22 protein-coding genes are annotated in these 25,848 nt (G+C 63.7%); 5 read left to right on the top strand and 17 right to left on the bottom strand.

All coding sequences use genetic code 11. The annotated features are described in order from the left end of the window. Positions 1-230: 230 nt before the first annotated feature. The 5 genes from DEA8626_RS08155 (at position 231) to DEA8626_RS08175 (ending at position 6,524) form a co-directional block, all read left to right on the top strand. Positions 231-2,270 (top strand): ABC transporter substrate-binding protein, encoded by a 2,040-nt coding sequence (locus tag DEA8626_RS08155; RefSeq protein ID WP_108852500.1) that lies wholly within the window; start codon positions 231-233, stop codon positions 2,268-2,270. 92 nt (positions 2,271-2,362) lie between these two features. Continuing rightward, entirely contained in the window at positions 2,363-3,370 is a 1,008-nt protein-coding gene (locus DEA8626_RS08160; protein ID WP_108852501.1) for an ABC transporter permease, read from the top strand. Between the two features lie 3 nt (positions 3,371-3,373). After that, on the top strand, positions 3,374-4,528 hold the full coding sequence (locus DEA8626_RS08165; RefSeq protein WP_108852502.1) for an ABC transporter permease: 1,155 nt from the start codon (positions 3,374-3,376) through the stop codon (positions 4,526-4,528). Next, positions 4,525-5,523: an ABC transporter ATP-binding protein gene (locus tag DEA8626_RS08170; protein WP_181366387.1), complete on the top strand. Its 999-nt coding sequence runs from the start codon at positions 4,525-4,527 to the stop codon at positions 5,521-5,523. Before DEA8626_RS08165 ends, DEA8626_RS08170 begins: the two co-directional genes overlap by 4 nt. Further along, positions 5,520-6,524, top strand: coding sequence for an ABC transporter ATP-binding protein (locus DEA8626_RS08175; RefSeq protein ID WP_108852503.1), 1,005 nt, complete (start codon positions 5,520-5,522; stop codon positions 6,522-6,524). Before DEA8626_RS08170 ends, DEA8626_RS08175 begins: the two co-directional genes overlap by 4 nt. On the opposite strand, the gene DEA8626_RS08180 is transcribed toward DEA8626_RS08175, so the two are convergent. The 17 genes from DEA8626_RS08180 to DEA8626_RS08260 form a co-directional block, all read right to left on the bottom strand. Next, the gene (locus DEA8626_RS08180) at positions 6,521-8,029 is read right to left on the bottom strand and encodes an aldehyde dehydrogenase family protein (protein WP_108853376.1); all 1,509 of its coding nucleotides are present in this window, start codon (positions 8,027-8,029) and stop codon (positions 6,521-6,523) included. The two genes, DEA8626_RS08175 and DEA8626_RS08180, sit on opposite strands and share 4 nt — an antisense overlap. A 10-nt stretch (positions 8,030-8,039) precedes the next feature. Beyond that, positions 8,040-8,387, bottom strand: coding sequence for a cupin domain-containing protein (locus DEA8626_RS08185; protein WP_108852504.1), 348 nt, complete (start codon positions 8,385-8,387; stop codon positions 8,040-8,042). Between the two features lie 4 nt (positions 8,388-8,391). Next, on the bottom strand, positions 8,392-9,666 hold the full coding sequence (locus DEA8626_RS08190; protein WP_245890797.1) for a nucleotide disphospho-sugar-binding domain-containing protein: 1,275 nt from the start codon (positions 9,664-9,666) through the stop codon (positions 8,392-8,394). A gap of 18 nt (positions 9,667-9,684) precedes the next feature. Next, the gene (locus DEA8626_RS08195; protein WP_108852506.1) at positions 9,685-10,668 is read right to left on the bottom strand and encodes an ABC transporter ATP-binding protein; all 984 of its coding nucleotides are present in this window, start codon (positions 10,666-10,668) and stop codon (positions 9,685-9,687) included. After that, positions 10,665-11,459 (bottom strand): ABC transporter permease, encoded by a 795-nt coding sequence (locus tag DEA8626_RS08200; RefSeq protein WP_108852507.1) that lies wholly within the window; start codon positions 11,457-11,459, stop codon positions 10,665-10,667. The genes DEA8626_RS08195 and DEA8626_RS08200 overlap by 4 nt, the downstream gene beginning before the upstream one ends. Next, the gene (locus DEA8626_RS08205; protein ID WP_245890798.1) at positions 11,459-12,319 is read right to left on the bottom strand and encodes an ABC transporter permease; all 861 of its coding nucleotides are present in this window, start codon (positions 12,317-12,319) and stop codon (positions 11,459-11,461) included. The genes DEA8626_RS08200 and DEA8626_RS08205 overlap by 1 nt, the downstream gene beginning before the upstream one ends. A gap of 61 nt (positions 12,320-12,380) precedes the next feature. Then, positions 12,381-13,436: a polyamine ABC transporter substrate-binding protein gene (locus DEA8626_RS08210; protein WP_245890799.1), complete on the bottom strand. Its 1,056-nt coding sequence runs from the start codon at positions 13,434-13,436 to the stop codon at positions 12,381-12,383. A gap of 213 nt (positions 13,437-13,649) precedes the next feature. Next, a complete protein-coding gene (locus DEA8626_RS08215) occupies positions 13,650-14,261 on the bottom strand; it encodes a tetratricopeptide repeat-containing protein (RefSeq protein ID WP_245890800.1) in 612 nt (203 codons plus the stop codon). Further along, positions 14,221-14,928, bottom strand: coding sequence for an ABC transporter ATP-binding protein (locus tag DEA8626_RS08220; protein ID WP_108852510.1), 708 nt, complete (start codon positions 14,926-14,928; stop codon positions 14,221-14,223). The genes DEA8626_RS08215 and DEA8626_RS08220 overlap by 41 nt, the downstream gene beginning before the upstream one ends. Further along, positions 14,918-15,685, bottom strand: a complete 768-nt coding sequence (locus tag DEA8626_RS08225; protein ID WP_108852511.1) for an ABC transporter ATP-binding protein — start codon at positions 15,683-15,685, stop codon at positions 14,918-14,920. The genes DEA8626_RS08220 and DEA8626_RS08225 overlap by 11 nt, the downstream gene beginning before the upstream one ends. Beyond that, positions 15,682-16,635 (bottom strand): branched-chain amino acid ABC transporter permease, encoded by a 954-nt coding sequence (locus DEA8626_RS08230; RefSeq protein WP_108852512.1) that lies wholly within the window; start codon positions 16,633-16,635, stop codon positions 15,682-15,684. The genes DEA8626_RS08225 and DEA8626_RS08230 overlap by 4 nt, the downstream gene beginning before the upstream one ends. Further along, complete coding sequence (locus tag DEA8626_RS08235; RefSeq protein WP_108852513.1) at positions 16,628-17,497, bottom strand: branched-chain amino acid ABC transporter permease; 870 nt, start codon at positions 17,495-17,497, stop codon at positions 16,628-16,630. Before DEA8626_RS08235 ends, DEA8626_RS08230 begins: the two co-directional genes overlap by 8 nt. A 70-nt stretch (positions 17,498-17,567) precedes the next feature. Beyond that, positions 17,568-18,860 (bottom strand): ABC transporter substrate-binding protein, encoded by a 1,293-nt coding sequence (locus tag DEA8626_RS08240; protein WP_108852514.1) that lies wholly within the window; start codon positions 18,858-18,860, stop codon positions 17,568-17,570. Positions 18,861-19,113: 253 nt separating this feature from the next. Continuing rightward, positions 19,114-20,430, bottom strand: coding sequence for an NAD(P)/FAD-dependent oxidoreductase (locus DEA8626_RS08245; protein WP_108852515.1), 1,317 nt, complete (start codon positions 20,428-20,430; stop codon positions 19,114-19,116). Continuing rightward, positions 20,427-22,799, bottom strand: coding sequence for a trimethylamine N-oxide demethylase (locus DEA8626_RS08250; protein WP_108852516.1), 2,373 nt, complete (start codon positions 22,797-22,799; stop codon positions 20,427-20,429). Before DEA8626_RS08250 ends, DEA8626_RS08245 begins: the two co-directional genes overlap by 4 nt. After that, positions 22,799-24,769 carry an ABC transporter permease gene (locus DEA8626_RS08255; RefSeq protein ID WP_108852517.1) on the bottom strand — a complete coding sequence of 657 codons (1,971 nt, stop codon included), beginning with the start codon at positions 24,767-24,769 and terminating at the stop codon, positions 22,799-22,801. The genes DEA8626_RS08250 and DEA8626_RS08255 overlap by 1 nt, the downstream gene beginning before the upstream one ends. Next, positions 24,769-25,791: a quaternary amine ABC transporter ATP-binding protein gene (locus DEA8626_RS08260; RefSeq protein ID WP_108852518.1), complete on the bottom strand. Its 1,023-nt coding sequence runs from the start codon at positions 25,789-25,791 to the stop codon at positions 24,769-24,771. Before DEA8626_RS08260 ends, DEA8626_RS08255 begins: the two co-directional genes overlap by 1 nt. Positions 25,792-25,848: the final 57 nt, after the last annotated feature.

The raw sequence follows: 25,848 nt of genomic DNA on the forward strand, positions 1-25,848 counted from the left end.
ATGTATTCCGGCAACGGCGACTTGCCTGAGCCGGACGCGAAGTGGGGGGTGTCTGCACGATCTAAGCGGAGTCGATCTCTGGCCGTATCCGGCAGCCGGGGTCTGGACCTGTGCGCCCATTCCACCGGATCACTAGGCTTCAGCCCTGAACCAGACACACGCAAGACCCGCAAACGAAAGAAACGAAAAAGAAACGAGTATCAACCAGTGACCAACCGACAGGAGAGATCATGAAACGACTACTGCTTGGAAGCGTGACGCTTCTGGCCCTGCCCGTGGCTGCGTACGCGAATTGCCCCGGCATAACGGTCGCCGACATGCAAGGCGTCGCACCGGGGACCTTCCCGCAGCAATACGACCTGGCTGAGTTCCAGGGCGCCGCCGGCTGCTCGATGGAGTTTTCGGAGAACCCGGCCATCGCCGACCTGAACGGCCAGATCCGGGGCAATCCCGACCTGCCAGCTTTGGCCGAGCGTCTGCCGGAGGAGCCGCTTGTCGTCGTCCCCTACGACTCGGTCGGCAAATACGGCGGGACGCTCGACGCTTTGTCGAATGCGACCGAAGCCGGCACATCCGACTTCCTCTCGACGCGCCATGTCAACCTCGTGCGTTATTCGGACGACCTTGAGACGATCGTGCCGAATATCGCGAAAAGCTGGCAGTGGAACGACGACTACACCCAGCTGACGTTCACATTGCGCAAGGGCCACAAATGGTCAGACGGCCAGCCCTTCACCTCGGCGGACGTGAAGTTCTGGTACGACAACCTCGCACTCGATCCGAAGGTTATCGAAAAGCCGAAGGACTACGTTCTCGTGGCAGGAGAGCGGATGACCGTGGACACGCCGGATGACGTGACCGTCGTCTTCAACCTGCCGGCGCCGAAGCCGGGACTTCTGGCGCACTTCGCGACCCATTTCGGCCAAGGCTTCCAGCCGAAGCACTTCCTCGGGCAGTTCCACCCGGACGTGAACCCCGATGCCGATACGATGGCGCAGGATCTGGGGTTCGCGGACGGCTATGAGGTGATCAAAGCCTACTTCGGAAACTCGGACTGGACCGACACGCCGACGCCGCAGCTCAACTCGCCCGACAAGGTGGCGAAGATGCCGGCCGACACGATGCCGACGCTGGAAAGCTACATCCTGATCCGCGACACGACCGAGGGGCGCCACTACGTTGCCAATCCCTATTTCCACATGGTCGACACGACAGGCCAGCAACTGCCCTACATCAACGAGCAGGACGAGGTTTACGCAAACGACCAGGAAGTCCGGCTGCTGAAGCTCGTGAACGGCGAGGCCGACTACAAGACGCAGTCGCTGCAGCTCTCGGATGCGCCGCTTCTTCTGGAGAACCAGGAAAAGGGCGACTACACGATCCACCTCAAACCCAAGATCGCGATGCACGCGGTATCGTTCAACGTGACGTCGGCGGATGAGGAAAAGCGCAAGGTCTTCGGCGACCTGCGCTTCCGCCAGGCGATGTCGATCGCGATCAACCGGGAGGAGCTGAACGCGACTGCCTATTTCGGTGAGGGGGAGATCCAGCAATATACCGGCTTCTCGCCGGTGCCGGACTATATCGACGCGAAGTGGAAGACCTTCGCGACCGAGTTCGATCCCGACGGCGCCAAGGCGCTCTTGGACGAGGTCGGCGTGGTCGATAGCGACGGCGATGGCTTCCGCGACCTGCCGAACGGTCAGCCGCTGGTCCTGAACCTGCAGTTCGCGACCCAGGGCATTGCCGGTCAGGTCGTCGAACTCATCGGTCAGCATTGGTCCAATGCCGGCATCAAGACCACGGTGAAGGAGATCACGCCGGACGAATACCGCTCGGCTCAGTCCTCCAATCAGCTTGATGTCGGTCTCTGGGAAAAAGGCCAGCCAGTCGGCATCATCCTCGGCAACAACGAACTCTGGGTGCCGCCGTTCGAGAACTACTTCGCCCACCGCACGGGTATGCTCTGGGCCGAATGGGTGGATTCCGGCGGTTCGAGCGGCGTCGAGCCGCCCGACTACGTCAAGCAGCTGATCGACGACATCAACACGCTGCAATCGACCCCGGCAGGAACCGACGAGTTCAAGGCTCTCGCCAACCGGCTGGTCGAGAACATGACCGGGAACCTCCTGTTCATCGGCACGGCGCTCACGCCCGACCCGATCTATCACCGCAACGCGCTGAAGAACTTCGTCGAGTTCAAGACGGCGTCCTACGAATACTACCGGACGTATCCCTACCGCGCGCAGCAGTGGTGGTTCGACGAGTAAACTCTTGATCCGGCCTTAAGAGTCGTCCGGGGCGGGCACGCAATTCCGCCCCGGACGAACCAGCCGCTGGACAGACTGGAACCGGCACTCACATGGCTCAATTCGCCCAATTCGCGCTGACCCGTGCCTTTCTCGCGTTGGTGACGCTTCTGACCGTGTCGCTGATTGTGTTCACTCTGATGGAGCTCGTGCCCGGCACCTGCGCCGAACGCTACCTAGCGTTCAAGAACACCCAAGGCTCGCAGATCACGATCGCCGATATCGTGGCGGAGGAGAAACGCCTTGGCCTCGACCGGCCGTTCCCTGAACGCTGGGCCAAATGGGTTTACAACGTCTTCGTCCATGGCGAGTTCGGCGACAGCTGCATCCTCAGGCTCAACATCAACCAGCTTCTCGCCGACAAGTTCTGGATCTCGCTCGGCATCTGCATGGCGGCGCTGATCCTGTCCTATGCAATCGCCGTACCGGTAGGCATCGTCACGGCAAGTTCGACGAGCGCCGTGACCAACAACTCGCTGCGGTTCGTAAGCTATCTCGGCCTCGCGCTGCCGAACTTCCTTCTGGCGCTGATCATCATGCTGATCTCCACGGTCCTCTTCGGCGACAGCCTGACGGGGCTTTTCTCGAAGGCATACCGTGACGCCGCGTGGAGCTGGGCGAAGTTCGGCGACTTCCTGAGTCGCGCCTGGCTGCCTGTCTTCATACTCGGCTGGTCGGCGACCGCCTTCGCGCTCCAGACCGTCAGGGCGCTGATGCTCGACGAGATCGGCAAGCTCTACGTCACTGCGGCCGCAGCGCGAGGCGTCTCGGGCTCGAAGCTCCTCTGGCGCTACCCGGCCAAGCATTCGCTCGGGCCGGTCGTCAATTCGCTCGGCTTCGACCTCAACCGGATCTTCAACGAGTTGCCGATCGTAGCCCTGATCCTGACACTGACGGAATCCGGAGCGCTTCTGTTCGAAAGTCTCGCCCGGTCGAACGACCAGCAGCTCGCCGGCGCGATCATCTTCCTTTTGACGGCAAGCATCGTCGCGCTGAACTTCTTCACCGACATACTCCTGGCAGTGATCGACCCGAGGGTCCGGCGCGGGATGATGGGATAGACGATGGCATTCCTCACCAGACAAGCAACCGTCGTCGAGGTCGACCAGAAGGCCAAGGAGGCCTATTTCACCGCCTCGCAGGGGCAACTCATCTGGGCGCGCTTCAAGGGCAACCGCACAGCGATGATCGCGGCCTGGGCGCTGATCTTGATGATCCTCATGGGGCTGTTCGCGCCATTCCTGTCGCCGTACAATCCTACCATCGCGGGCCGCGACGCGGCCTATGAGAACGGCGCGCCGCAGATCCCGAAATTCTGGGACGAGAACGGCTTTTCAGCGCGGCCCTTCATCTACGCGACCGAACGCGAAAGGTCGATCAAGACGAACTTCCGCTGGGTGGTGACCGAGAACCGCGACAAGCGGCTCTACCTGCGATTCTTCGTCAGAGACTGGAACTACAAACTCCTTGGCTTCATCCCCTCGAACGTGCATCTTTTCGGCGTCGACCAAGGGGGAAAGATCCACCTGTTCGGCACGGATGCGAGCGGCAAGGACATCTTCGGACGAACCTTGCACGCAATCTGGACGTCGCTCGCGGTCGGGACGCTCGGGGTTCTGATCTCCTTCGTACTCGCGCTGATCATAGGGGGTGTCGCGGGCTATTTCGGCGGCTGGATCGACAGCGTCCTGCAAATGATCACCGACGCCATCCGAACGGTGCCGTCTATTCCACTTTTCATGGCGCTCGCGGCGTTCATGCCCGATCACTGGTCGTCCGAGACACGGTTCTTCTTCATCTCGATCATTCTAGGCCTAATCGGCTGGCCGACGCTCGCCCGACGAATACGGACCCACCTGCTGACGGAGCGGACGCAGGAATACGTGCTCGCCGCCGAACTCTCGGGCGCCTCGGCGGGCCATATCATCCGCCGCCACCTGCTGCCCTCGTTCACGAGCTACATCATCGTCGACTTGATGATCTCGTTCCCCTACATGGTGCGGTCGGAAACCGCGCTGTCGTTCATCGGTCTCGGGCTGAAGGACCCGGTGAACTCCTTGGGCGCGCTGATGCAGAATGTCTCCAAGGCCGACGTGCTCCTGAACTACCAGTGGTACTTCATCCCCGTCATCTTCTTCGTGGCGCTGGTCCTGGCCTTCGTCTTCGTCGGCGATGGGCTGCGCGACGCCGCTGACCCCTACTCGGATACCAAGAAATGACGGCATTGATCGACGTGAAGAACCTGACGCTCAAGTTCAGGACGGATGAGGGGCTGATCACCGCAGTCGAGGACGTGAGCTTCTCGCTCGACAAGGGAGAGGTCATGGGACTCGTGGGCGAATCCGGCTCGGGCAAGTCTGTGACGGCGAAATCGCTTATGCATCTCAACGCCCGGAACGCCGTCTACACGCCCGAAAGCAAGATCACTCTTCACGAAGGAAACCGCCAGGTCGATGTCCTGTCGCTGAGGACCCCGCGCGATCTGAAGATCGTCCGCGGCGGCGCGATCTCCATGATTTTCCAGGAGCCGATGGCGAGCTTTGCGCCCGCGATCACGATCGGCAAGCAGATGGTCGAACAGTTGCAGCTGCATTCCGACATGTCCAAGGCGCGCGCCAAGGAAATCTCAGTCGAGATGCTCGACCGGGTCGGCATTTCCGACCCGTCACGACGGTTCGACCAGTATGCGTTCGAACTATCCGGCGGCATGCGCCAGCGGGCGATGATCGCGATGGCGCTCTCGACCAAGCCGCAGCTTCTGATCGCGGACGAGCCCACGACCGCGCTCGACGTGACGATCCAGGCCCAGGTGATCGACCTCATGAAAGACCTCGTGAACGAGTTCCACATGGCGATCATCTTCATCACGCACGACCTCGGCGTCATTGCCCAGACCGCCGACAAGGTCGCCGTCATGTATCTCGGCCGGGTGATCGAGGAGGGCCCGGTGCGCGAGGTCATCCGCAATCCGAAGCATCCCTACACCCAGGGCCTCCTCGCGGCGCTGCCGAAGCTCGACGATCTCGACGCGCCCTTGACGCCGGTCGCCGGCGACATCCCCTCGCCGCTCGAACGGCCGACGGGCTGCGTCTTTCACACGCGCTGTCCGAAATTCATCGGCGAAGTCTGCAAGACTGCGCTGCCGCAAGACGCGCGTGTCGATCCGACCCATCGCGTCGCCTGCCACCTCCATTCCGAAGAGGTCACCGCATGAGCGACGACAGCCTCATCACCGCGCGGGACCTGTCGGTGGGGTTCAAGATCGGCTCCGGCTTTTTCGGCAAGTCGATCCTGAAGGCAGTAGATCACGTCGATATCGACATCGCGAAAGGCTCGTTCTTCGGCCTCGTCGGCGAAAGCGGCTCGGGCAAGACGACGCTTGGCCGCGCGCTCCTGAAGGCGGTGCCGATTACCGGGGGCACAGCGCACTACCGGGACGGCGAGGTCGACTATGACCTGACGACGCTGTCGGGTCCTGCGCTGAAGGACTACCGCAAACGCGCGCAGCTCATCTTTCAGGACCCTTACGCGGCGCTGTCGCCCCGCATGACCGTCCGAGACATCATCGCCGAGCCCTTAGAGGTTATGGGCCTCACGAAGACGCGCGAGGAAACCGACGCCCGTGTGCGCGAGATCGCCGCGAAATGCCGTCTGAACCTCGAACATCTCCGCCGGTTCCCGCACGCCTTCTCGGGCGGCCAGCGTCAGCGCATCTCGATCGCCCGCGCCCTCGTCTCCGGGCCGCAATTCATCGTGGCCGATGAAAGCGTGGCGGCGCTCGACGTCTCGATTCAGGCCGATGTTCTCAACCTTCTCAAGCAGATCCAGCGCGATCTTGGGATAACCTTCCTGTTCATCAGCCACGACCTTTCGGTCGTCGCACATACTTGCGACCACGTCGCGGTCATGTATCTCGGCCGGCTCGTCGAATCCGCACCGACCCGGACCCTCTTCGCCGCGCCGCGCCATCCCTACACCAAGGCTCTCTTCTCGGCGATCCCGTCGCTCGATCCCGACGATCGCGGCCGCGCGCAGAAGCTCGAGGGTGAGATCCCCTCGCCCACCAACCAGCCCTCCGGCTGCAAGTTCCACACGCGCTGCCCCTTCGCGATCGACCGCTGCAGGGCCGAGGAGCCGCTCCTGGAGCATCCGGGCGACGGGCACGAGGTCGCCTGCCACCGCTGGCGCGAGCTTCTGGCCGAGACGGCCGCCTAGCCAGTCCCGCGCCCGCCGCCGTCGAGGAACCAGTCGTCGGGATAGGGATACCACCAGTCCTGCATCCTGGGTTTGTGGTCGATGACGACCATCTTCGTGCGCCGGAACGCGTCGAGCCCCTGCCGCCCGAGTTCCCGCCCCACGCCGGACGCCTTCCACCCGCCGAAGGGCAGCGCGTCGTTGTCGATCAAGGGGTTGTTGACCCACACCATACCCGCTTCAAGCCGTTCCGCCGCCTCCATCGCCTCGCCGAGCCGCGTCGTGAAAACCGAGGCGCCGAGCCCGAAAGGCGAGGCGTTGGCGCGGGTTATCGCCTCATCGAAATCCTTCACACGAACGACGGCGGCGACCGGACCGAAGCATTCGGCGCGAAGCAGTTCCATCTCCTCGTGGCAGCCGGTCAGGATCGTCGGCTCGTAGAACCAGCCCTTCGGCTGATCGGGCGGGATGCACCCGCCAATTTCGACCTCGGCCCCCTTCGCGCGGGCATCCTCGACGAGCCTTGCCACCCTGTCTCGCGCCGCCTCGCTGACCAGCGGGCCGATCTCGCTCCGCCCAAGCCCGCTGCCGATGCGGAGCGACCGCGTGCGGCGGGCGAACTCGGCGACGAAGGTGTCATGGACGGCGTCCACGACGTACAGCCGCTCAGCCGAGGTGCAGACCTGCCCCGTGAGGTGGAAGGCCGCCGTCACGGCACCGGCGGCGGCGACATCGAGCGGGGCGCTGTCGCTGATGATCATCGGATCGCTGCCGCCCGCCTCGATCACGGCGGGCTTCATCGCCTGCGCGGCGGCGGCGGCGACCGCGCGGCCCGCCGCGACCGAGCCGGTGAAGGCAACGGCGTGTGTGCGCGACGACGTCACGAGTGCCTGGCCAAGCCTGGCGCCACCCGGAAGACATGCGACAAGACTCTCCGGCACCTCGTTGAAATGTCGCATGAAATCGAGCGAACACAGCGTCGTCTCTAGCGCCGGCTTGACGATGCATCCGTTGCCGGCGGCGAGCGAGGCCGCGACGGTCCAGCACATGAGGAGGACCGGAAAGTTGAAGGGAACGATGTGAACGGAGACGCCAAGCGGTTCATAGCGCGCGTACTGGAACGACCCCGCCTGCGTCGTGCCCGCCACCTTGCCTGCCTCGTCGCGCGCCATCTCGGCATAGTAGCGGAAGACGGGCGCGCAATTGGCGATCTCGCCGATCGCCTCGGGATAGGGCTTGCCCATCTCGCGGCTCATCAGGATCGCCGTCTCCCGGTGGTCGGCCCCCTCGATCCGGTCCGCGAGGCGGTGCAGGGCCCGCGCCCGGGACTTCGCATCGAGCACCCGCCAGGCCCTCTGCGCGGCGGTCACTGCGTCGAGCACGGTCTCGCGTTCCGCTTCCGTGGCATCGGCGGTGTGGCCGACAATTTCGAGCGTGGCGGGATCGATGACAGGGTGCGCCGATCCCGTCATCGGACAGTAGCGGGGCGCGAGGTAGTAGGCCGGGCGGGCCGGATCGAACGCCATCGTCATTCCTTCAGCGGATCATATAGACCTTCTTCACCGTCTCGTGCACCGTGCAGACGCCCTTCCATCCCTCCGGGAAGAAGGCCGCCGTATCCGGCGAGATTTCAATGACTTCCCCGCCCTCGTGAACGTAGGTCGCGCGGCCTTCGAGAAAGTGGCAGAACTCGTCGCTCGTGACGTGGCACTGCCACTTCCCCGGCGTGCAGATCCAGAGCCCGCATTCGCTTTGGCCATCCGGGCCCTTGTGAATCACCTTGCCCGAGGTGCGGGACTCGCCCTCCAGCATCGTCGGGACCGCGCCCCAATCCGTGATGTCGGTCTCGTCGAGCGGCTTACGCAGCAGGGGTGCGGTGCTCATCGCCTCATGCCTCCGTCAGCTGGACCAGAAGCCTCGCCGCCTTGGTGGGACCGTCCTGGCGCTGCATGTGTTTCGACGTCTCTGCAAGTTTTGCCTTCATCTCCTTGCTCTCAATGCATTCTTCGAGCCTTTCAATCAGATCGTCATCGGTCCAGTCATAGCGAGGCATCTTGAAACCGTGGCCGGTCTCCTGCACCCGTGTCGCGTTATCGTGGCCGTCCCATACATAGGGCATGATGATCGCGGGCTTGCCGAAATAGAGGCATTCGGTGAACGAGTTGTTGCCACCGTGATGGATCACCGCGTCGACCTGCGGGATTACCGAGGGCTGCGGGAACCAACCCGCCACGTGAACATTGTCCGGTATGTCGCTGTATTCGCTTTCGTAGTCCCCGACATTGACGAGCGCCCGAAAGCGCGAATTCGCGATCGCCGCGATGATCCGTTTCAAGAGCTCCGTGTCACCGGCACCAAGACTGCCGAAGGAGACATAGAGAAGCGGCCCGTCGGAGTTCTTCGCGAACTTAGGCACCTCGTAGGGCTCCTCCTTCCGCACGCAGCCTTCGAGATACTGGAAGCGCTGCGGGTCGAGCGGTTCGGCGCGGTCGAACTTCACCGGCTCGGGGTAGAGGAGCAGGTTCAGATGGGGCGATGCCTCAAAGAACTGGCCGAGCGGATAGTTGGCCTCGCCGCAGGTCGTGAGGAACGCGTTGAAGTCATCGTGGATCGGCTTGATCACTTCGTTGAACCGCGCGCGGAAGCGGTCGTGGCAGGTCCTGTCCTTTTCGCCGCAGCCCGACAGGTGAGGCGGGATCGCCTCGTCCTCGATCTCGTTCTCGGAACACGAGATGACGCGGACCCAGGGCACGCCGAACTGCTTGATCGCGGGAAAGAGGATGACGTTGTCGACCGCGATCACGTCGGGCTTGATCTTCGCCAGCACGCCGGGCAGATCCTTCTCGGCCCATTTCGCACTGTCGACAATGGCTTCCCAGCAATCCTTCACGTAGTTGTCGATCTGTTCGTAGGGCGATTTGCGGAAGTTCGGAATGTGGCCATTGATGAAATCCTCCCAAAACTTCGCCATCTGCTCGGGCGGCATGGGTTCGGAGAGCGCGACGGGATGGGCCTCGAAGCCGTAGCCCTCGTAGACCTCGACGAAGCCCGGGTCGGACAGGAACACCGCCTTGTGGCCCATCGCCTCCACGGCCTGGGCGATGCCCACCGAGTTCAGCGCGGGGCCAAAGGCCGCTTCGGGGAAGAAGGCGAAGGTTTTCATCGTCAGGCTCCTTTCGGGTCAATCGTCGAAGATGCGGGTATCGGCCTCGCTCCAGCCGAGCGTGACGGTGTCGCCCTCGGCGACCGGGCGGCGCTCGGCCGCATCTGCTGTGACGCGGACGACGAGCGGGCGGGCGGAAAGCGGTGTCAGGACATGGAGTTGCAGGTCAAGCCCGTGATAGGCGCGCGCGGTGACGCGGCCTTCGACCGCAGTATCGGCGGCGTCGGGAAAGAGCCGGATGCGTTCGGGCCGGATGGCGCGGGTTCGCCCCTCTCCCTCGATGAAGTTCATCACGCCAATGAAATCGGCTGCGAAGCGGCTGGCAGGGCGTTCGTAGACCTCTTCGGGCGTTCCGCATTGCAGAAGCCGCCCGTCCTTCAGGATCGCCACGCGGTCGGCCATGACAAGCGCCTCCTCCTGGTCGTGGGTGACGACGATGAAGGTGATGCCGACCTCGTGCTGCAACCGCTTAAGCTCGATCTGCATCGCCGCGCGCAGCTTCTTGTCGAGCGCGCCGAGCGGTTCGTCGAGAAGCAGCAGCCGCGGCCGCTTGACGAGCGCCCGGGCGAGCGCCACGCGCTGCTGCTGGCCGCCCGAGAGCTGGTCGGGCTTGCGACGGGCAAAGGGCGAAAGCTCGGTGATCTCCATGATCTCACCGACGCGGGCCGCGATAACGGTCCGGGCAAGCCGCTCCATCTCCAGCCCGTAGGCGATGTTGCCCTCCACAGTCATGTGGGGGAAGAGCGCGTAACTCTGAAACATCAGGTTGACCGGCCGCCGGTTCGGGGCGAGTCCGGTGATGTCTGTGCCGTCGAGGCAAAGCCGCCCCGACCCGGGCCGCTCGAACCCGGCGAGAATCCTCAGAAGCGTCGTCTTGCCGGAGCCCGACGCGCCGAGAAGGGCGAAGAATTCGTTCTCTCGGATGTCGAGCGAGAGCTGGTCCACCGCCGTTACCGCGCCGAAGCGCTTGGTCACCCCGTCGATTGCGAGAAGAACGCTCACGGCGCAATCACCCCGCGGTTCAGTCGCTGCGCGAGGACCAGCGCGGTGACAGACACAAGCATCACGAGCGTGGCGAGCGCGTTGATCTCGGGCGTCACGCCAAAGCGGATCATCGCGAAGATCTGCATCGGCAGCGTGGTCGAGGCGCGCCCCGCGCCCGCCGTGAAGAAGGCGATGATGAATTCGTCTACCGACAGCGTGAAGGCCAGAAGCGCGCCCGCGATGACGGCGGGCAGGATGAGGGGCAGCGTAACGCGGCGGAAAGTGGTCAAGCCCGAGGCACCGAGATCAGCCGACGCCTCGGTCACCGACCAATCGAAGCTTTTCAGCCGGGCGCGGACGACCGCCGAGACGAAGGCGAGATTGAAGACGACGTGGCTGAGGATGATCGTGTGAATACCCATCGGGACTTTCAGCAGAGAGAAGAAGCTCAGAAGCGCGATGGCGAGCACGATGTCGGGAATGATCATCGGCGCGAAGACAACTGCTTCGAGAGCCCTGCCCTTTCTCCGCCGAGTCTCGATCCCGAGCGCGAGGAGCGTGCCGAGAACTGTCGCGATCCCGGTCGAAACGACGGCCACGATCAGCGTATTCCGCGCAGCGTGGAGAATGTCGCGGTTGGCGGCCAGCGCGCCGTACCATTTGGCCGAGAATCCGGTCCAGGCGGTGGGCAGCCCGCCCTCGTTGAAGCTGAGCGCGATCAGGACCGCGATCGGCACATAGAGAAATGCGAAGATGGCCGCGAGATAGGCCCAGAGCCCCCGTCGGACGCGAAGCGACGCCTCAGCCATTAGCCGTCCCTCCGCCGTTCGCCCGCACCACGTTCGGCGGCCATCGCCTGCAGTGTCAGAAGCCCCATCATGATGGCGATCAGCACCATCGAGATCGCAGCCCCGAACGGCCAGTCATTGGCAGTCAGGAACTGCGCGTAGATGAGATTACCCATCATCTGAAACCGCCCGCCGCCGAGAAGCGCGGGCGTGATGAAGTTGCCGATCGAGAGCACGAAGACAAAGACCGCCCCCGCCGCGATGCCCGGCAGCGTCATCGGCAGGACCACCCGGCGGAAGGTCGTGAAACCCGACGCGCCGAGATCCCGCGACGCCTCCGCAAGCTCCGGATTCAACCGCTGAAGCGGGGCGAAGCAGGCGAGGATCACGAAGGGCAGGTAGTTGTAAACGAGCCCGAGGATCACCGCGCCTTCGGTATAGAGCATCGAGGGCGGCTCGCCCTCGTAGCCAAGGAGTCTCAATCCTTGGGTGATCAGCCCCTCGCGGTTCAGAATGACAATCCAGGCATAGGTCCGGATCAGATAGTTCGACCAGAAGGGCAGCACCGCGAGGAAGAGGAGAAGCGGCTGATGCCGGCGCGGCGCGGCGGCGATCGCGTAGGCGGCGGCGTAACCGAGGATCACGGCGATCAGCGTGGCGAGGCCTGCGATACGGGCCGATGTCAGGAAGATGCCCGCGTAGAGCGGGTCGGCGATCAGCGCGAAGTTCTCGAGCGTGAAGGTGTATTCGATCCCGCCGTAGAGCCCCCTCCGGAAGAAGGCGAGCGCGAGGACGAGCGCGCAGGGCACGACCATCAGCGCCGTGAGCCAGGCGAGCGCCGGCGCCATCAGGACGGTCGAGCGGGCGTTGGATGGGGTCACGGCGCGCGGTCCCGGCGGCTTGCGGGCCGGGTGGCGCTCACGCCCGCCCGGCCCTGCTTGCTCACTGGGCGGCCTTGATCGCGCTGACCGCCTTGGCATAGGCGCGGCTCGCCTCACCCACGTCGCGGAGCTGTTCAAGCGCGAGCAGGTCGGCCGGGCTCATCGCCATGTTCGGGAAGGCGCCGGTCACGTCCTCCGAAAGGCTTTCCATCGCCGGCTTGTTGGGCACCTTGTAGAGGATGTTCTCGGCTGCCCAGGCGTGGTTCCCGGCATCAAGGATGTAGTTGATGAAGGCGAAGGCCGCGTCCTTGTTCTCGGACGCCTTCATCACGACCATCGTGTCGACCCAAAGATCGGACCCCTCGCTTGGCACAACGAACTTGATGTCGCCGTTCTCGGCGATGCCGTAGTTGCACCAGCCGTCCCAGGCATGGACGAGCGTCGCCTCGCCCGAGACGAGCTTGGCGTAGAAGGTGGTGTCGTCGAATGCGAGCATGGTCTTCTTCGCCTCGATCAGGTCGGCCTCGACCTCGTCGAGCTTGGCCTGGTCGGTTTCGTTGACCGAATAGCCGTGCGCGAGGAAACCCGCGGCCAGCAGCCAGCGGTCGGTGCCCAAGAGCGTGACCTTGCCAGCCTGCGCCGCGGCCGGATGCAGGAGGTCGTTCCACGAGGTTGGCGCGGGATCGACGAGGTCGGAGCGATAGCAGAGCCCCGTCGTGCCCCAGGCATACGGCACCGAGAAGGTGTTGCCGGGATCGTGCGAAAGCTCCATCGCCTCGGGGTAGAGATTGACAAGGTTTGGCACCTTCTGGGGATCGATCGGCTCAAGCAGTCCGAGATTGTTCAGTACTTCCGCGAAGGGAGAGGAAACGAAGACCACATCATAGCCCGCACCGCCCGAGGCGATGAGCTTGCCCATGATCTCTTCGTTGGTGGCATGGACGACCATCTCGGCGGGTTCGCCAGTCGCTGCGGAGAAACTTTCGACCGCATCCGGCGCCATGTAGCCATCCCAGTTGGAGATCACCAGATCGGCATGGGCTGGCCCTGCAAGCGTGAGGCCGACGGCCAGAACGGCGCCTGCGACGGGTCTGAAGGGATTGGAGAATGACATCATGGCTGTACCTCTGCTGGCTGGACTTCAGGTCGCGGGCCGGTTTCGTTTCGAACTTGCGGCCCTTGGATCGGCAGCTTTTCGCAGTTGCCTTGCCTTGAAAGTACTGTCGGGCGAAAATTTACGTCAATGGCGAAGTCGCGTGGCGGTGACCGGGACTTTAGCGGTGCGCGAAACGCCCGTCGCGGGCTGTGCCCGCATTCGGCCCCTGACACCCTATCGGAACGGGCCGTCGGGGATCAGGAGGCAGGCCGCCAGCATCTTGCGCGTGTCGTCGAAGACCGGCGGCTTCTCGCCGCGCCAACGGGAATACCCGCGATGGGCGGCCGCACCGGGCCGGTCGAGCGCCTCGAGCGTTTCGCGAAATTCCTCTGCCATCCGCGTCAGCCGCAGGCGCAGGTTCCTGTGATAGGTGTCCAGGTGCCGGGCCTCCATACGCAGATGGAAGAGCGAGCTGCGCGCGCGGGGCCGGATTTCCATGCCCTCGATGAACGCTTCGGCGCAGCCAAAAAGCGACAGCGCCCGCCGTTGCAGGCGCCTGGCGCCGCACGAGCGTCCGGCGGCGAGGGCGAGCGCCGCCCGTGCGCCCGGGGCTGTTGCGCGGCGCGGATCGTGCACCGGAAAGGTCAGCCGCGCGTGGATGTCGGCGACAAGGAACAGGTGTCGCGCACGCCCCGCCCGTCCGCTCGCCCACTCGCTGTTCGCGGCCTCCATCAGTCGTTCCCAGATCAGGTCCGCACGGCGCCACCCGGCCTCGCGGGCGATCCGCATTTCGGCATTCGCGCGCTCAGATCCCCAGATATGCGGCACGGACATGTTCGTTGTCATGAAGCTCCCCCGCCGGTCCTTCGAGCGCGCATCTCCCGGTTTCGAGTACGTAGGCGTGATCAGCCAGTTCGAGCGCGAGTTCCGCGTTCTGTTCGACCAGCACGACCGACAGCCCCTCGGCGTTGATCTCCTCGATGATCCGCGCGATCTCTTCGACGATCACCGGTGCAAGGCCCATCGACGGCTCGTCCATCAGCATCAGGCGCGGCTTGGACATCAGCGCGCGGCCGATCGCGAGCATCTGCTGTTCGCCGCCGGACATGGTCTGCGCACGCTGCCTGCGCCGCTCACGAAGCCGCGGGAAGCGGGTGAAGACGCTTGCGAGGTCACGCTCCACACCCTCCTTGTCCTTCCGCAAGAAGGCGCCTGTGCGCAGGTTCTCCTCGACCGTCATGTCGGGAAATATTCGCCGACCTTCGGGCACGTGGGCGATGCCGTGGGCCACGACCTTGCTCGCCGGCATTCCGTCGATGCGTTTGCCGTCGAATGTGATCTCTCCTTGCGTGATCGGCAGCATCCCCGACATGGCACGCAATGTCGTCGTCTTGCCCGCGCCGTTCGCGCCGATGATAGTGACGATCTTGCCTTCGGGCACTCTGATCGAGATATCGCGGACGGCGGCGATCCGGCCGTAGCCTGCGGACACGCTTTTCATCTCAAGCAACATGGCGCGCGCCTCCGAGATAGGCTTCGATCACGTCCGGATGCCTGCGGATTTCTTCCGGGACGCCCTCGGCCAGAAGCTTGCCGAAGCTCATGCAGGTAATGTTGTCGCAAAGCCCCATGATCGCCTGCATGTCGTGCTCGACGATGAGGATAGTGATCCCCTCGCCGCAGAGCCGCTTCATCAACTCCATCATGTGCCGCGTTTCCTCGGCGTTCATGCCCGTGAACGGCTCGTCCAGAAGCATCACGTCGGGATGGCTCGCATAGGCCACCGCGAGCCCGAGCGCCCGTTGGTGGCCATGGCTCAGATCGCCCGCGCGCTCGTTTCTGTGACCGTGCAGATCGAAGAACTCAAGCGCCTCGCGCGCCCGCGCGGCAGCGCCGCGCCGGTCTTCCCGGTCCCATCCGACGATCGCGGCGAAGATGTTGGGGCGGAAAGCCATATGCGTGCCGATGAGCGCATTGTCCATCACGGTCAGTTCGGCAAAGAGCGTGGAATGCTGGAACGTGCGCACGATGCCGCGCCGCGCGACTTCGTACATCTTGAGGCCCGAGATCGGCTCGCCGCGCAAGAGAACCTCGCCCGCGCTCGGCCGGTAGAAGCCCGAGATCATGTTGAACGTGGTCGTCTTGCCCGCACCGTTGGGTCCGATAAGACCGTGGATCGTCCCGTGTTCCACCTTGAAGTTGAGCGCATCGACGGCGGTCAGCCCGCCGAAGCGCATGGTCAGGTCCTTGACCTCGAGCAGATGGGTCATGCGGCGGCCTTCCTTGGCAGGGCCCGCTGCACGAGGCTTTCCAGCCCGTTCGGCAGGAACAGGATCGACAGGATCAGGATCGCCCCGTAGATGAGCGGGCGCATCTGCTCGAAGCCCATCTCGCGCAGCACGATCTCATTTAGGATCGTGAGCACGACGCAGCCGAGGATGGGCCCATAGAAAGTCGCCGTTCCGCCGACGATGGCCCAGGTCAGCACGAAGACCATCACTTCGACGTCGAAACTATTGGGGTTGATCGTGCCGACATAGTGGGCAAGAAGCGCGCCGCCGACCCCAGCGAACCCACTTGCGATCGCGAAGGCGAGCGTGCGGTAGGCGCGCAGATTTACGCCCGACGCTTCGGCCAGCTTGTCCTGCCAGTGGACTGCGTGGAACGTCAGACCCACCGGGCTCTTCTCAATCCGCCACAGGATCCACAGGCAGAAGGCCACGACGGCGGCGGCGAAGTAGAAGTAGCTGATCGGCTCGAAGAAATCGAAATCGTAAATGCCGATCGTGAAATCCGGCATCGGGTCGATGCCCTTGATGCCCTTTGGCCCGCCGAACGGATCGCGGAAGCGCTTCCAGAGAAGCCGGATGATCTCGCCCGCCGCGAAGCTGCCGATAAGGAAGTAGAAGCCCTTCATGCGGAACAGTGGAAAACTCAGCAGCACGGCTAGAAGCGCTGCAGTGATCCCGCCCAGCAGGATCGAAACAGGGACGAAGACGCCGAACTCTTTGGTGTAGAGGGCGCTCGCGTAGGCCCCCACCCCCATGATCACGACATGGCCGAGCGACCATTCCCCGGTCAGCGTCAGAAGCCGGTAGGACGACACAAGAAGCACATTGATCGTGAGGAAGACGAGGATCTCCTGCTGCGAGAAGCTCAAGCCATGCGGCAAGAGGATGAGCGCGACCGCGAGGAGCGCGAAGAAGAGGAGCCTAGGCACGGTCGGCGCTCCCGAACAGGCCGGTAGGACGGACGATGAGCACGAGAAGCATCAGCGACAATCCGACGATGTCGGCGATCACTCCGTCGAAGAAGGTCGTGACAAAGGTATGGACGATCGCATAGGCGACCGAGGCCACGACCGCGCCTTCGAGCGATCCGACGCCACCCACGATGATCACGATGAAGGCGGTGACGATGACCGAATGGCCCATGAATGGATTGACCGAGACGAGCGGTGCCGTCAGCGCGCCCGCGATCCCTGCGAGCGCCGCCCCGATGAACATCGCGATCCGCGCCGTCTGGATGATCGAGATGCCCTGAAGCTCGGCCGCCTCCGGGTCCTGCGCCGAGGCGCGGAGCGCCCAGCCGAACCGCGTGCGTTTCAGGAAGTACCAGAGTGCCGACAGCAGCATTATGGCGGCGACGATGACGTAGAGACGCGCGACCGGCAGGCGCACCTTGTCGGAAAAGACGATGACGTCCTGCGTGACGGGCGGAATGTGTTCCATCCGGACCCCGAATCCCATGACCGCCAGTGCCTGAAGGATCATGAGAAACCCGATCGACGCCACGAGCCCGCCAAGTGGATTTCCCCTCAGCGGCCGGAAAAGAGCCCGCTCCATGAGAAGCCCCAGGAGCCCCACGAAGACGAGGCCGGCGGCTACCGCGAGGAGGAACGGCATCTGCATGTCGGTATAGAGCGCCACCACGGTGTAGGCACCCGCCATGAACAACTCGCCATGGGCGAAGTTGATTACGCCCATGACACCGAAGATCAGAACCAGCCCCACCGCGACGAGCGAAATGTAACTGGCCGCGTAGAGGGCGTTCAGCCCTGTCTGCGCGAGGAGTTCGAGCATCTGTGGTATCTTTCGAGAGTTGAGCCGGGGCCCGGAATGAAACCCGGACCTCCGCCATGTGGCTGCAAGTCTAGCTCCGCTGATTCCACATCTGGTCGTATTCACTCATGTACTTGATCAGCAATTCGCCGTGCTTGTCGTACCAGGCCGGGATGTTCTTGAAGCCCTTGATCACGGCCTTGCCGTCCTCGATCACCACGACCGGCCAGTCGCCGACGAGCGCGTTGTCGATGCCGAAAAGCTCGGTGCCCCACCAGTTGGCCTCGCCGAAGGCGTGAAGCCCCTTGCCGCCTTCCTTCATGGCCGCAATCACAGCGTCGGGCGCGGCCGATCCTGCCTTTTCGGCGCCGGCTTTCCACAGATCCATGATCGAGGCGTATTCCCAGCTCACCGCGCCCCACTGGCCGGGGTGGCGCTTGTTGTATTCGGCGAAGAACCCGTTCGGATCGTCGAAGTTGATGTTGTCGGCGTTCAGCGCCGGATCGTCGAAGTCCGGGAACTGGAAGACGAATCCTTCCATGAACTCCTTAGAGGTCTTGGCGATGATCTGGTCGTAGAAATCCGCCGTGCACGAGATGATCTGGCCTTCATAGCCCTGCTGGAAGAGCTGTTCGCAGATCGGATGCACGTAGTCCGAATAGCAGGTGTCGAGGCAGACGATGTCGGGATTGCCCGAGATGAGCCGCGTCACGACCGGCGCAAAGTCCGTCGTCGCCGGGTCAAAGAGGAGCGGTGCCTCCAGCATCTCGATGCCCGCCGCCTCGAAAGCGGCGAGATAGGTTGCGACCGACGGAAGGCCGAGCGCGTCGTCCTGGGCGCACATCACGGCCGTCTTCAGGTCCGGCTTGGTCTCGGCCAGCCACTCGACGCCTGTCACGTTGTAGATCGGGTGCACTTCGGCCGGCGCGATCAGTGTTGTCGTGTCGGGCGAGAGGTCGGAGGGCAGAAGCGTCGAGAACAGCATCCCGGTCTTTTCTGCCACCGGCTGCACGCCCGGCCATGTATCGCCGCCGAGCATCATGATGAAGCTCACCTCGTCCTCTCGGATGAGCTTGGTGGCACCGGTGCGTGCCTTTGCGGGGTCGTATTCGTTGTCGTAGCTAACGAACTCGACCATGTAGTCGCCGTCCGACAGCTTGATCCCGCCGGCTGCGTTCACCCGTTCGGCCCATATCTCGCAACCGTCAAGCCCGGGCTTGCCCCAGGCTGCGACCGGACCGGTCAACGGCGCGAGGAAGCCGATCTTGATAATCTTATCCTGCGCCAACGCAGCGCCGGGCAGCCCAGCACTGGCCGCCGTGACGGCGGTCGATTTCAGAAATGTCCGGCGGGTCAGGCCGGAGGCCACCAGTCTGGAAATCATAGTAGTCCTCCCGTGTTGGCACCGCTATTTTTTCTTTGTGCGGCGTTTTTGAATGAGCCCGGCATGGACGCGGCCGCCCCCTTCCGGATCGATTGATCCGCATTTAAACCAATAACTTCAAATGGTCCTCTTTCGGACCAACGTTAGCAAACCAATGGATTCCCGCCAAGTCAATTTGCCCTGTTTGGAGCGTCACGAAGCGCGCACGAGCGACGCTACTTCCGCGACCTGCCACGGTAACCTGTACACTGCATCAGAGACGCCGCGCCGCGAGGTTCTCGGCCAGATCGACCCAGTGACGATACCACAGATCCGCAGCCTTCAGAAAATGCGGTGCTCCGCCGCGGTGAAACCAGCGCGCCTCAAGCCCGGTTCGGGAATAGGCAGTCTCGCCCCGCGCGTCGCCCAGAGCCGCCCATGCAGCCTTGGCCCCGAGATAAGGCGCCATGACGGTGCCCGACCCGGAAAACCCCATTGCATAGTGAATGCCCTCATGCACGCCGATAGCGGGCACGTGAGTGAAGCTGAAACCCGTGCTTCCGGTCCAGGCATGGCTCAACCTGACGCTGCGCATTTCCGGCCAAATAGCCCGCATCGTGTCGACCAGCCGCGCCGCCGCCGCGGTCAGATCGATCTCATTCATCGACGCGCGCCCGCCGAAGAGAATACGCCCGCCATCGGGTGATATCCTGAAATAGCTGTGGCGCGCGCGGGTCTCGACCATCATGCGCCGACCGGGCGCCAACCGGGCGAGAAGATCGGCGGGGAGCTCCTCGGTCGCAATGAGAAAGCTCGGGATCGGGAAGACGCGCCGCGCGAACCAGCGGAAGGCACTTGGCGTGTAGCCGTTCGTCGCGAGCAGCACTTTGTCCGCGCGAACCGCGCGATGCTTGGTTTCGACGCGAAACGCCTCTCCGACACGCTCGATCGACACCGCGGCGCAATGTGACGATACGGTGACGCCGCGCCGAAGGACGGCTCCGAGCATCCCGGCATGGTACTTCCATGGATGCATCGCGCAATGGTCGGGAAAGAGGATGCCGCCGTGATAGAGCTCCGTCGTGATCTCTCGCGGCAGCGCATCGCGTTCGACGACTTCGCACGCCACTTGGCCCTTGTCGCGCACATGCGCCGCCGTCACCTTCTGTGCCTCAAAATGCCGGCGTGTCCAGGCAAGCTGGATACGGCCGGTGCGCTCGAGGTCGCAGTCGATGCCTTCGCGCGCGATGAGGTCGAGGACGAAACCGAGCGCCGGCGCGGCCTCGGCGAAGAGTGCATCCGCCGTTTCCGCTCCGAACCGGTCGCGGAGTGCGCCCCATCCGAGGCGGGGATGCGCGCCCATCATGCCGCCATTGCGCGTCGACGCGCCATGCCCCGGCTGTCCGGCATCGACGACAGCGACGCGAGCACCTGCGTCATGCGCCGCGATCGCGGCGGAAAGCCCGGTGTAACCGGCCCCGATCACGAATAGGTCGACACGGTCTGGCGGAGGCGCCGTCAGATCAGGCCACTCGGCACCGTCCCACCAGTAGGGCGTGCCGGGTTCGGCCTCTCCGGTCCACCGGATCAATCGTAGTTGCCCTTAACCCGTTCCTTCGCGGGATCAAAATGCGGGAACGCTGTCACGACTGCCTTCAGGCGTTTCTGCTGTCCATCGAGCTGGCCGATCTCGAGCTTGGTGCCCGACTCGGAATGCGTTACCGCCACGCGGCCAAGAGCTATGACCTTTCCGAGGATCGGAGATTTCATTGCGGACGTGATCTCACCGACCTGGGCCTTACCGATCCGCACGCAATCGCCGGGCGACGGCACAGTGCCACCCTCTATCTCGAAGCCCACGAGCTTGCGGTGCGGGTGCGCCTTGCGTTCCTCGAGCGCGGTGCGGCCGATGAAATCGTCCTCCTTGGATTTCAGGGGCACGGTGAAGCCGATCCCGGCCTCCCACGGATCGGTCGAGTCGTCGAATTCGGAGCCCGCGAAGATCAGCCCCGCCTCGATCCGCATCATGTCGAGCGCGGCGAGACCAAGGGGCGTGAGCCCGTATTCGCGCCCTGCCTCCCACACCTTGTCGAAGATCTCGACCGCATCCTTCGGGTGGCAGAAGATCTCGTAGCCGAGCTCGCCCGAATAGCCCGTGCGCGAGATGACGACCGCAGTGCCATGCACGTCGCCCACCCGCGCGATGGTCAGCCGGAACCACGGCAGTTCCTCGATCGTCGGCTGCTTCGGCGGCGTCCAGAAGACCTTGGCGAGGATGTCGCGCGAATGGCGGCCCTGCACGGCGATGTTGTGAAGCTGATCTGTGGACGAACGAACCCAGGCGTTCAGCCCGCGCCTCTCGGCCTGTTCGCGGAGCCACAGGCCCGACGTGTCGTTGCCGCCGATCCAACGGAAGTTGGTGTCGCCGAGCCGGTAGACGGTGCCGTCGTCGATCATGCCGCCATGCTCGTAGCACATCGCGGTATAGACGACCTGCCCGGTGCTCAGCTTCTTCATGTCGCGCGTCACGCAAGCCTGCAGCAGCTCCTCGGCATCCGGCCCCGTGACCTCGTACTTCCTGAGCGGCGAGAGGTCCATGACCGCCGTCTTCTCGCGCACCGCCCAGTACTCGGCGATCGGGCCATGATTGGTGAACGAGTTGGGCAGCCAGAAGCCGTTGTATTCCACGAAATCGCGCGTGTGGCGGGCAAAGCACTCGTGAAACGCGGTCTTCTTGGTGTCTTCCACATCCGCCTCCGCAGATTTCCGATAGCCGATCGAGCGGTCGAACTCCTCCTTCGCGCGATAGGTGCGCACTTGGATGTCGGTCGGGTTCCAGCCGTTCGCCGGATCAACATCGCACGGACAGGCTGTCGAGACGCAGACAAGATCGCTGAGCGCGCGCAAAAGCACGTAGTCGCCGGGCCGAGACCACGGATCGTCCATGCCGATGGCGTTGGTGTCGTCGAGCATCGTGTTGAAGAAGAAGTTGATCGCCGGCCAGCCGCCACGCGGACGCACACCGTAGCGCGACAGATCCTTGTTCATGTTGTCGGAACAATTCACGTGGCCCGGGTAGCCGAGGTCCTCGTAGTACCGCGCCGTGCAGGCCAGACCGAACGTGTCGTGTCGTCCGCAGGTATCCTGCACGATTTCGACGAGCGGCTCCTGATCGACGGTCCAGTATTTGGAGAAGATACCCGGCTGAGGATAGAGTGATCCCATGAGCGAGCGTGTCGTCGTCGGGTCGATCTCGCGCTCCAGCCCCTTGTCGAGGGCGCGCATCGAGAACGCCTGGAAGTCCGAGCATTCGCGCCCCTTGACGTCGAGGATCTGAATGTATTCGCCCTGCTTCACCTCGTAGGCGGTGGCATTGCCCGGCTGGATGTTGAAATCCTGAAGCGGGTCGGCCAGTGGATCGGGTGGCCCGATATCGGCCTTCGGATCCTTCGGCGCGGCGCGGCGGATGTAGAGGACAAGCTCGGTCGGCGCGTCCTGACCCTCGGGCGACATGGGCCCACCGGGCGCGGCGACGATTAGAAGCCCGTCGCCCTCAGCGACGAAATGCGCCATATCGCCGGGGCGCGAACCGTCGCCCAGCGCGCGGATCGCATCACCGCGTTCGATGTCGAAACCGGCCGCAGCGAGCGCCTTCAGCACCTTGGCGCCCGAGCGTGTCCCATTGGCGAGTGTCTCGATCAGCGCGTTCGGCCGCCCCTGCCCCTTCGCGCCGAGTCGTGCTGCGTCCGACGTCTTGTCGGGCGAGAAGAAGACCAGTTCGGCCGCTTGGAGACCTTCGCGGTCCATGATCGAAATCTCGTCGCCCTTCCAGATCGGCACGGCGCGTGAACCGCCGCCAGGAACCGGGTGGCGTTCGACGCCGTGCGGAAGAATGGGCAGGCCCGGGGTCAGCACCCCGCGTCGTTCGAACGGTGTCTCGATGACCGGCTTTATGTTCATCAGCCCAACCCCAAAGCTGCTTTGCGGTCCCTCGCCCAGCGCATAATGATATGGTCGAACGTCAGAGCCATCAGCGCCACGTTCATCCCGAGCACGAAATTCTTGCCGAGTTCGTTGCCAGCGAGCGTCTTCTGCAACTCCTGCCCCAGATCCTGCGTGCCGATGAAGGCCGCGATGATGACCATGAAGAAGGCAAACATGATCGCCTGGTTGAACCCCACGGCCATCGTTGGCAGCGCAATCGGCAGTTGCACGTTGAGCAGTTTCTGCCAGCGGGTCGAACCCGACATGTCCGCCGCTTCGGTCAACTCCGGCGGCACAGCGCGCAGCCCTTCGATAGTATAGCGCACGAGGGGGACTGTCGCGAAGATGAGAATCGCGAAGACGACCGCGACATCGTTCACGCCGAAGAGCATGATCGCGGGGATCAGGTAGATGAAGCTCGGAAAGGTCTGGGCGGTGTCGCAAACAAGAAGTAGGCGACGCGACCAGGCCTCGTCCCGGCTGGCCACGATGCCGAGCGGAATGCCGATGAGGGTGGCGAGGACGACGGCCGAGATTACAGTGTAGAGCGTGATCATCGACCGGTCCCACCAGCCCGAAAGCGCCACCATACCGAAGAACGCCGCGGCGAGAAGGGCCGAATTGATCCCCCCCACCGCCCAGGCGAGCCCGGCGATCGCAAGAATCACCGCTGGGATCGGCAGCCAAAGGATGCCATCGCGGAACGGGATCAGGACTTGCGTGTTGAGAAACCAACGCAGCCATTCAGTCATGGCCTGAATCCAGTCGACATTGAGGACCCACTTGATCGCCACGTCGATCTCGTCGCCGATCGACAGGTCCTGCCGCCGGCCGACCTCGGCCAGGTAGGGAATCGCAAGCGAGATGAGCCAGAAGCCCACGAAGGCCCCGATGGCGGAGAGCAGGTAGATATGCTGACGCCACCAGGGCGTGCCCTTTTCATAATGCTCTGGCTGCTTGACCACCCATGCCTTCGACATTCGGTCGAGCGTGATCGCGATCAGAACGATCGTCACCCCGATCTCGAACGAGCGGCCGAGCTTGAACGAATTCATCAGCGACAGAAGCTTGGCGCCAAGCCCCGGCATCCCAATGAAGGCAGTGAGCACGACCATAGCGAGGCAGAGCATGATGACCTGGTTCACGCCCACGAGGATTTCGGTCCGGGCGGCTGGGATATAGACGTAGCGCAGCATCTGCCAGCGGGTCGAGCCGCTCATCTTGCCCGCCTCGATGACTTCGGGCGAAACCTTCCTCAGCCCGAGCGTCGTCATGAGGATCATCGGCGGGATGGCGAAGATGACGGTCGCCACCGCCCCGGCGGTCGGGCCGACCTTGAAGAAGATCACCGCGGGCAGCAGGTAGGTGAAGAAGGGCAGCGTCTGAAGGACCGCGAGCATCGGCAGCATCACCCGCTCCGCCCGGCGGTATTTCCAGCCAAGGATGCCGAGCCCGAGCCCGATGACGAAGGCAAGCGGTGCGGCCACGACGATGACCGACATTGTCTGCATCGCGATGTCCCATTGCCCGATGACCGCGGTCCAGACAAAGGTGCCGCACGTCAGCGCGGCAATACGCCAGCCGCCGAGCCAGTACCCGAGGATGGCCATCGACGCGGCGACCGCTGACCACGGGATGGGTCCGAGATTGGGCCACCGCCGCTTGCCGTAGAGAAGGTTAGCCGTTGCGTCGAGAACATATTCCAGCGCCCCCGCGATGGCGCGCGTGAGGTGGATCAGGCCCAGATCGTCCTTGATGAAGTCGAACAGCGCCTGAAACCAGACCTCCCAGGGCAAAAGCGCCCATTCCGGCAGACGAACGAGCCCGGCCGGAAGAAACGGCTTGGCGATCGCGAACGCAACCGCCAGCGCGAGCAGTATCTGTGCCGCACGCACCCGGTCAAATCCACGCGCCTCGATGCGCATGTTCGGCGAAACCGAGACCATCAGCCCTGCCCCAGCAGCACGTCGAGCGCGCTTTGACGGTCGAGCGCCCCGATCACCATGCCCTTGTCATCCGCCACCGGAAGCTTGTCCCGGTCGTCGTTTACCAGAAGCCGCGCGAGCGAGTGAATCGTCGATCTTGCTGCGACGGGAGATCCGGTCAGCGCCGAGCCATTGACGGCGCCGGCAAGTGCCCCGGCATGAACGACCCGGGCCTTGTCGATATCCTCGGTGAACTTCGAGACGTACTCCGTCGCGGGCTGCAGCACGATCTTGTCGGGCGTGTCACACTGCTCCACCGCGCCGTCCTTCATGATCGCGATGCGGTCGGCTAGGCGCAGCGCCTCGTCGAAGTCATGCGTGATGAACACGATCGTCTTGCCGAGCATGCCCTGCAGCCGCAGGAATTCGTCCTGCATTTCGCGCCGGATCAGCGGATCGAGCGCGCTGAACGGTTCGTCGAGGAACCAAATGTCGGGCTCGATAGCGAGCGAGCGCGCAATTCCAACACGCTGCTGCTGACCGCCCGAGAGCTCGCGGGGATAGTAATCCTCGCGCCCCGAAAGACCCACGAGTTCAATGACTTCGAGTGCGCGCTTGCGGCGCTCATGCCGGTCCTGGCCGCGCATTTCCAGCGGAAAGGCGACGTTTTGGAGAACGGTCCGGTGCGGCAGGAGGCCGAAGCTCTGGAACACCATACCCATCTTGCGGCGGCGGAGCTCGATCAGCTCCTTCTCGCTCAGAACGCCTATATCCTGACCCTCGACCTCAATCGTGCCTCCGGTGATCTCATGCAGCCGGGTCAGGCAGCGCACCAGCGTCGACTTACCAGAGCCCGAGAGGCCCATGATAACGAGCATTTCACCGCGCCCGACCGAAAGCGAGACGTCCTTGACCCCGGCGATGTAGCCTTGCTGACGGATATCTTCGTAGCTGAGCCCGGCGGGCATCTTCTTGAGAAACGCCTCCGGGTTCGGGCCAAACAGCTTCCAGACATTCGTGCAGGTGATGACCGGTTGCGTCATCGCATCCCCTTTCAGTTCGGACCGTCCCGGCATTGTGCCGGAACGGTCATTGGTGTC

Origin of the sequence: Defluviimonas aquaemixtae (assembly GCF_900302475.1) — a bacterium.
Classification (GTDB): Bacteria; Pseudomonadota; Alphaproteobacteria; order Rhodobacterales; family Rhodobacteraceae; genus Albidovulum; species Albidovulum aquaemixtae.

Excerpts from the sequence above, each read along its gene's own strand:
- DEA8626_RS08155 (WP_108852500.1), top strand. The coding sequence starts at position 231 with ATGAAACGACTACTGCTTGGAAGCGTGACGCTTCTGGCCCTGCCCGTG.
- DEA8626_RS08160 (WP_108852501.1), top strand. The coding sequence starts at position 2,363 with ATGGCTCAATTCGCCCAATTCGCGCTGACCCGTGCCTTTCTCGCGTTG.
- DEA8626_RS08165 (WP_108852502.1), top strand. The coding sequence starts at position 3,374 with ATGGCATTCCTCACCAGACAAGCAACCGTCGTCGAGGTCGACCAGAAG.
- DEA8626_RS08170 (WP_181366387.1), top strand. The coding sequence starts at position 4,525 with ATGACGGCATTGATCGACGTGAAGAACCTGACGCTCAAGTTCAGGACG.
- DEA8626_RS08175 (WP_108852503.1), top strand. The coding sequence starts at position 5,520 with ATGAGCGACGACAGCCTCATCACCGCGCGGGACCTGTCGGTGGGGTTC.
- DEA8626_RS08180 (WP_108853376.1), bottom strand. The coding sequence starts at position 8,029 with ATGGCGTTCGATCCGGCCCGCCCGGCCTACTACCTCGCGCCCCGCTAC.
- DEA8626_RS08185 (WP_108852504.1), bottom strand. The coding sequence starts at position 8,387 with ATGAGCACCGCACCCCTGCTGCGTAAGCCGCTCGACGAGACCGACATC.
- DEA8626_RS08190 (WP_245890797.1), bottom strand. The coding sequence starts at position 9,666 with ATGAAAACCTTCGCCTTCTTCCCCGAAGCGGCCTTTGGCCCCGCGCTG.
- DEA8626_RS08200 (WP_108852507.1), bottom strand. The coding sequence starts at position 11,459 with ATGGCTGAGGCGTCGCTTCGCGTCCGACGGGGGCTCTGGGCCTATCTC.
- DEA8626_RS08210 (WP_245890799.1), bottom strand. The coding sequence starts at position 13,436 with ATGATGTCATTCTCCAATCCCTTCAGACCCGTCGCAGGCGCCGTTCTG.
- DEA8626_RS08215 (WP_245890800.1), bottom strand. The coding sequence starts at position 14,261 with ATGACAACGAACATGTCCGTGCCGCATATCTGGGGATCTGAGCGCGCG.
- DEA8626_RS08220 (WP_108852510.1), bottom strand. The coding sequence starts at position 14,928 with ATGTTGCTTGAGATGAAAAGCGTGTCCGCAGGCTACGGCCGGATCGCC.
- DEA8626_RS08225 (WP_108852511.1), bottom strand. The coding sequence starts at position 15,685 with ATGACCCATCTGCTCGAGGTCAAGGACCTGACCATGCGCTTCGGCGGG.
- DEA8626_RS08235 (WP_108852513.1), bottom strand. The coding sequence starts at position 17,497 with ATGCTCGAACTCCTCGCGCAGACAGGGCTGAACGCCCTCTACGCGGCC.
- DEA8626_RS08240 (WP_108852514.1), bottom strand. The coding sequence starts at position 18,860 with ATGATTTCCAGACTGGTGGCCTCCGGCCTGACCCGCCGGACATTTCTG.
- DEA8626_RS08250 (WP_108852516.1), bottom strand. The coding sequence starts at position 22,799 with ATGAACATAAAGCCGGTCATCGAGACACCGTTCGAACGACGCGGGGTG.
- DEA8626_RS08255 (WP_108852517.1), bottom strand. The coding sequence starts at position 24,769 with ATGGTCTCGGTTTCGCCGAACATGCGCATCGAGGCGCGTGGATTTGAC.
- DEA8626_RS08260 (WP_108852518.1), bottom strand. The coding sequence starts at position 25,791 with ATGACGCAACCGGTCATCACCTGCACGAATGTCTGGAAGCTGTTTGGC.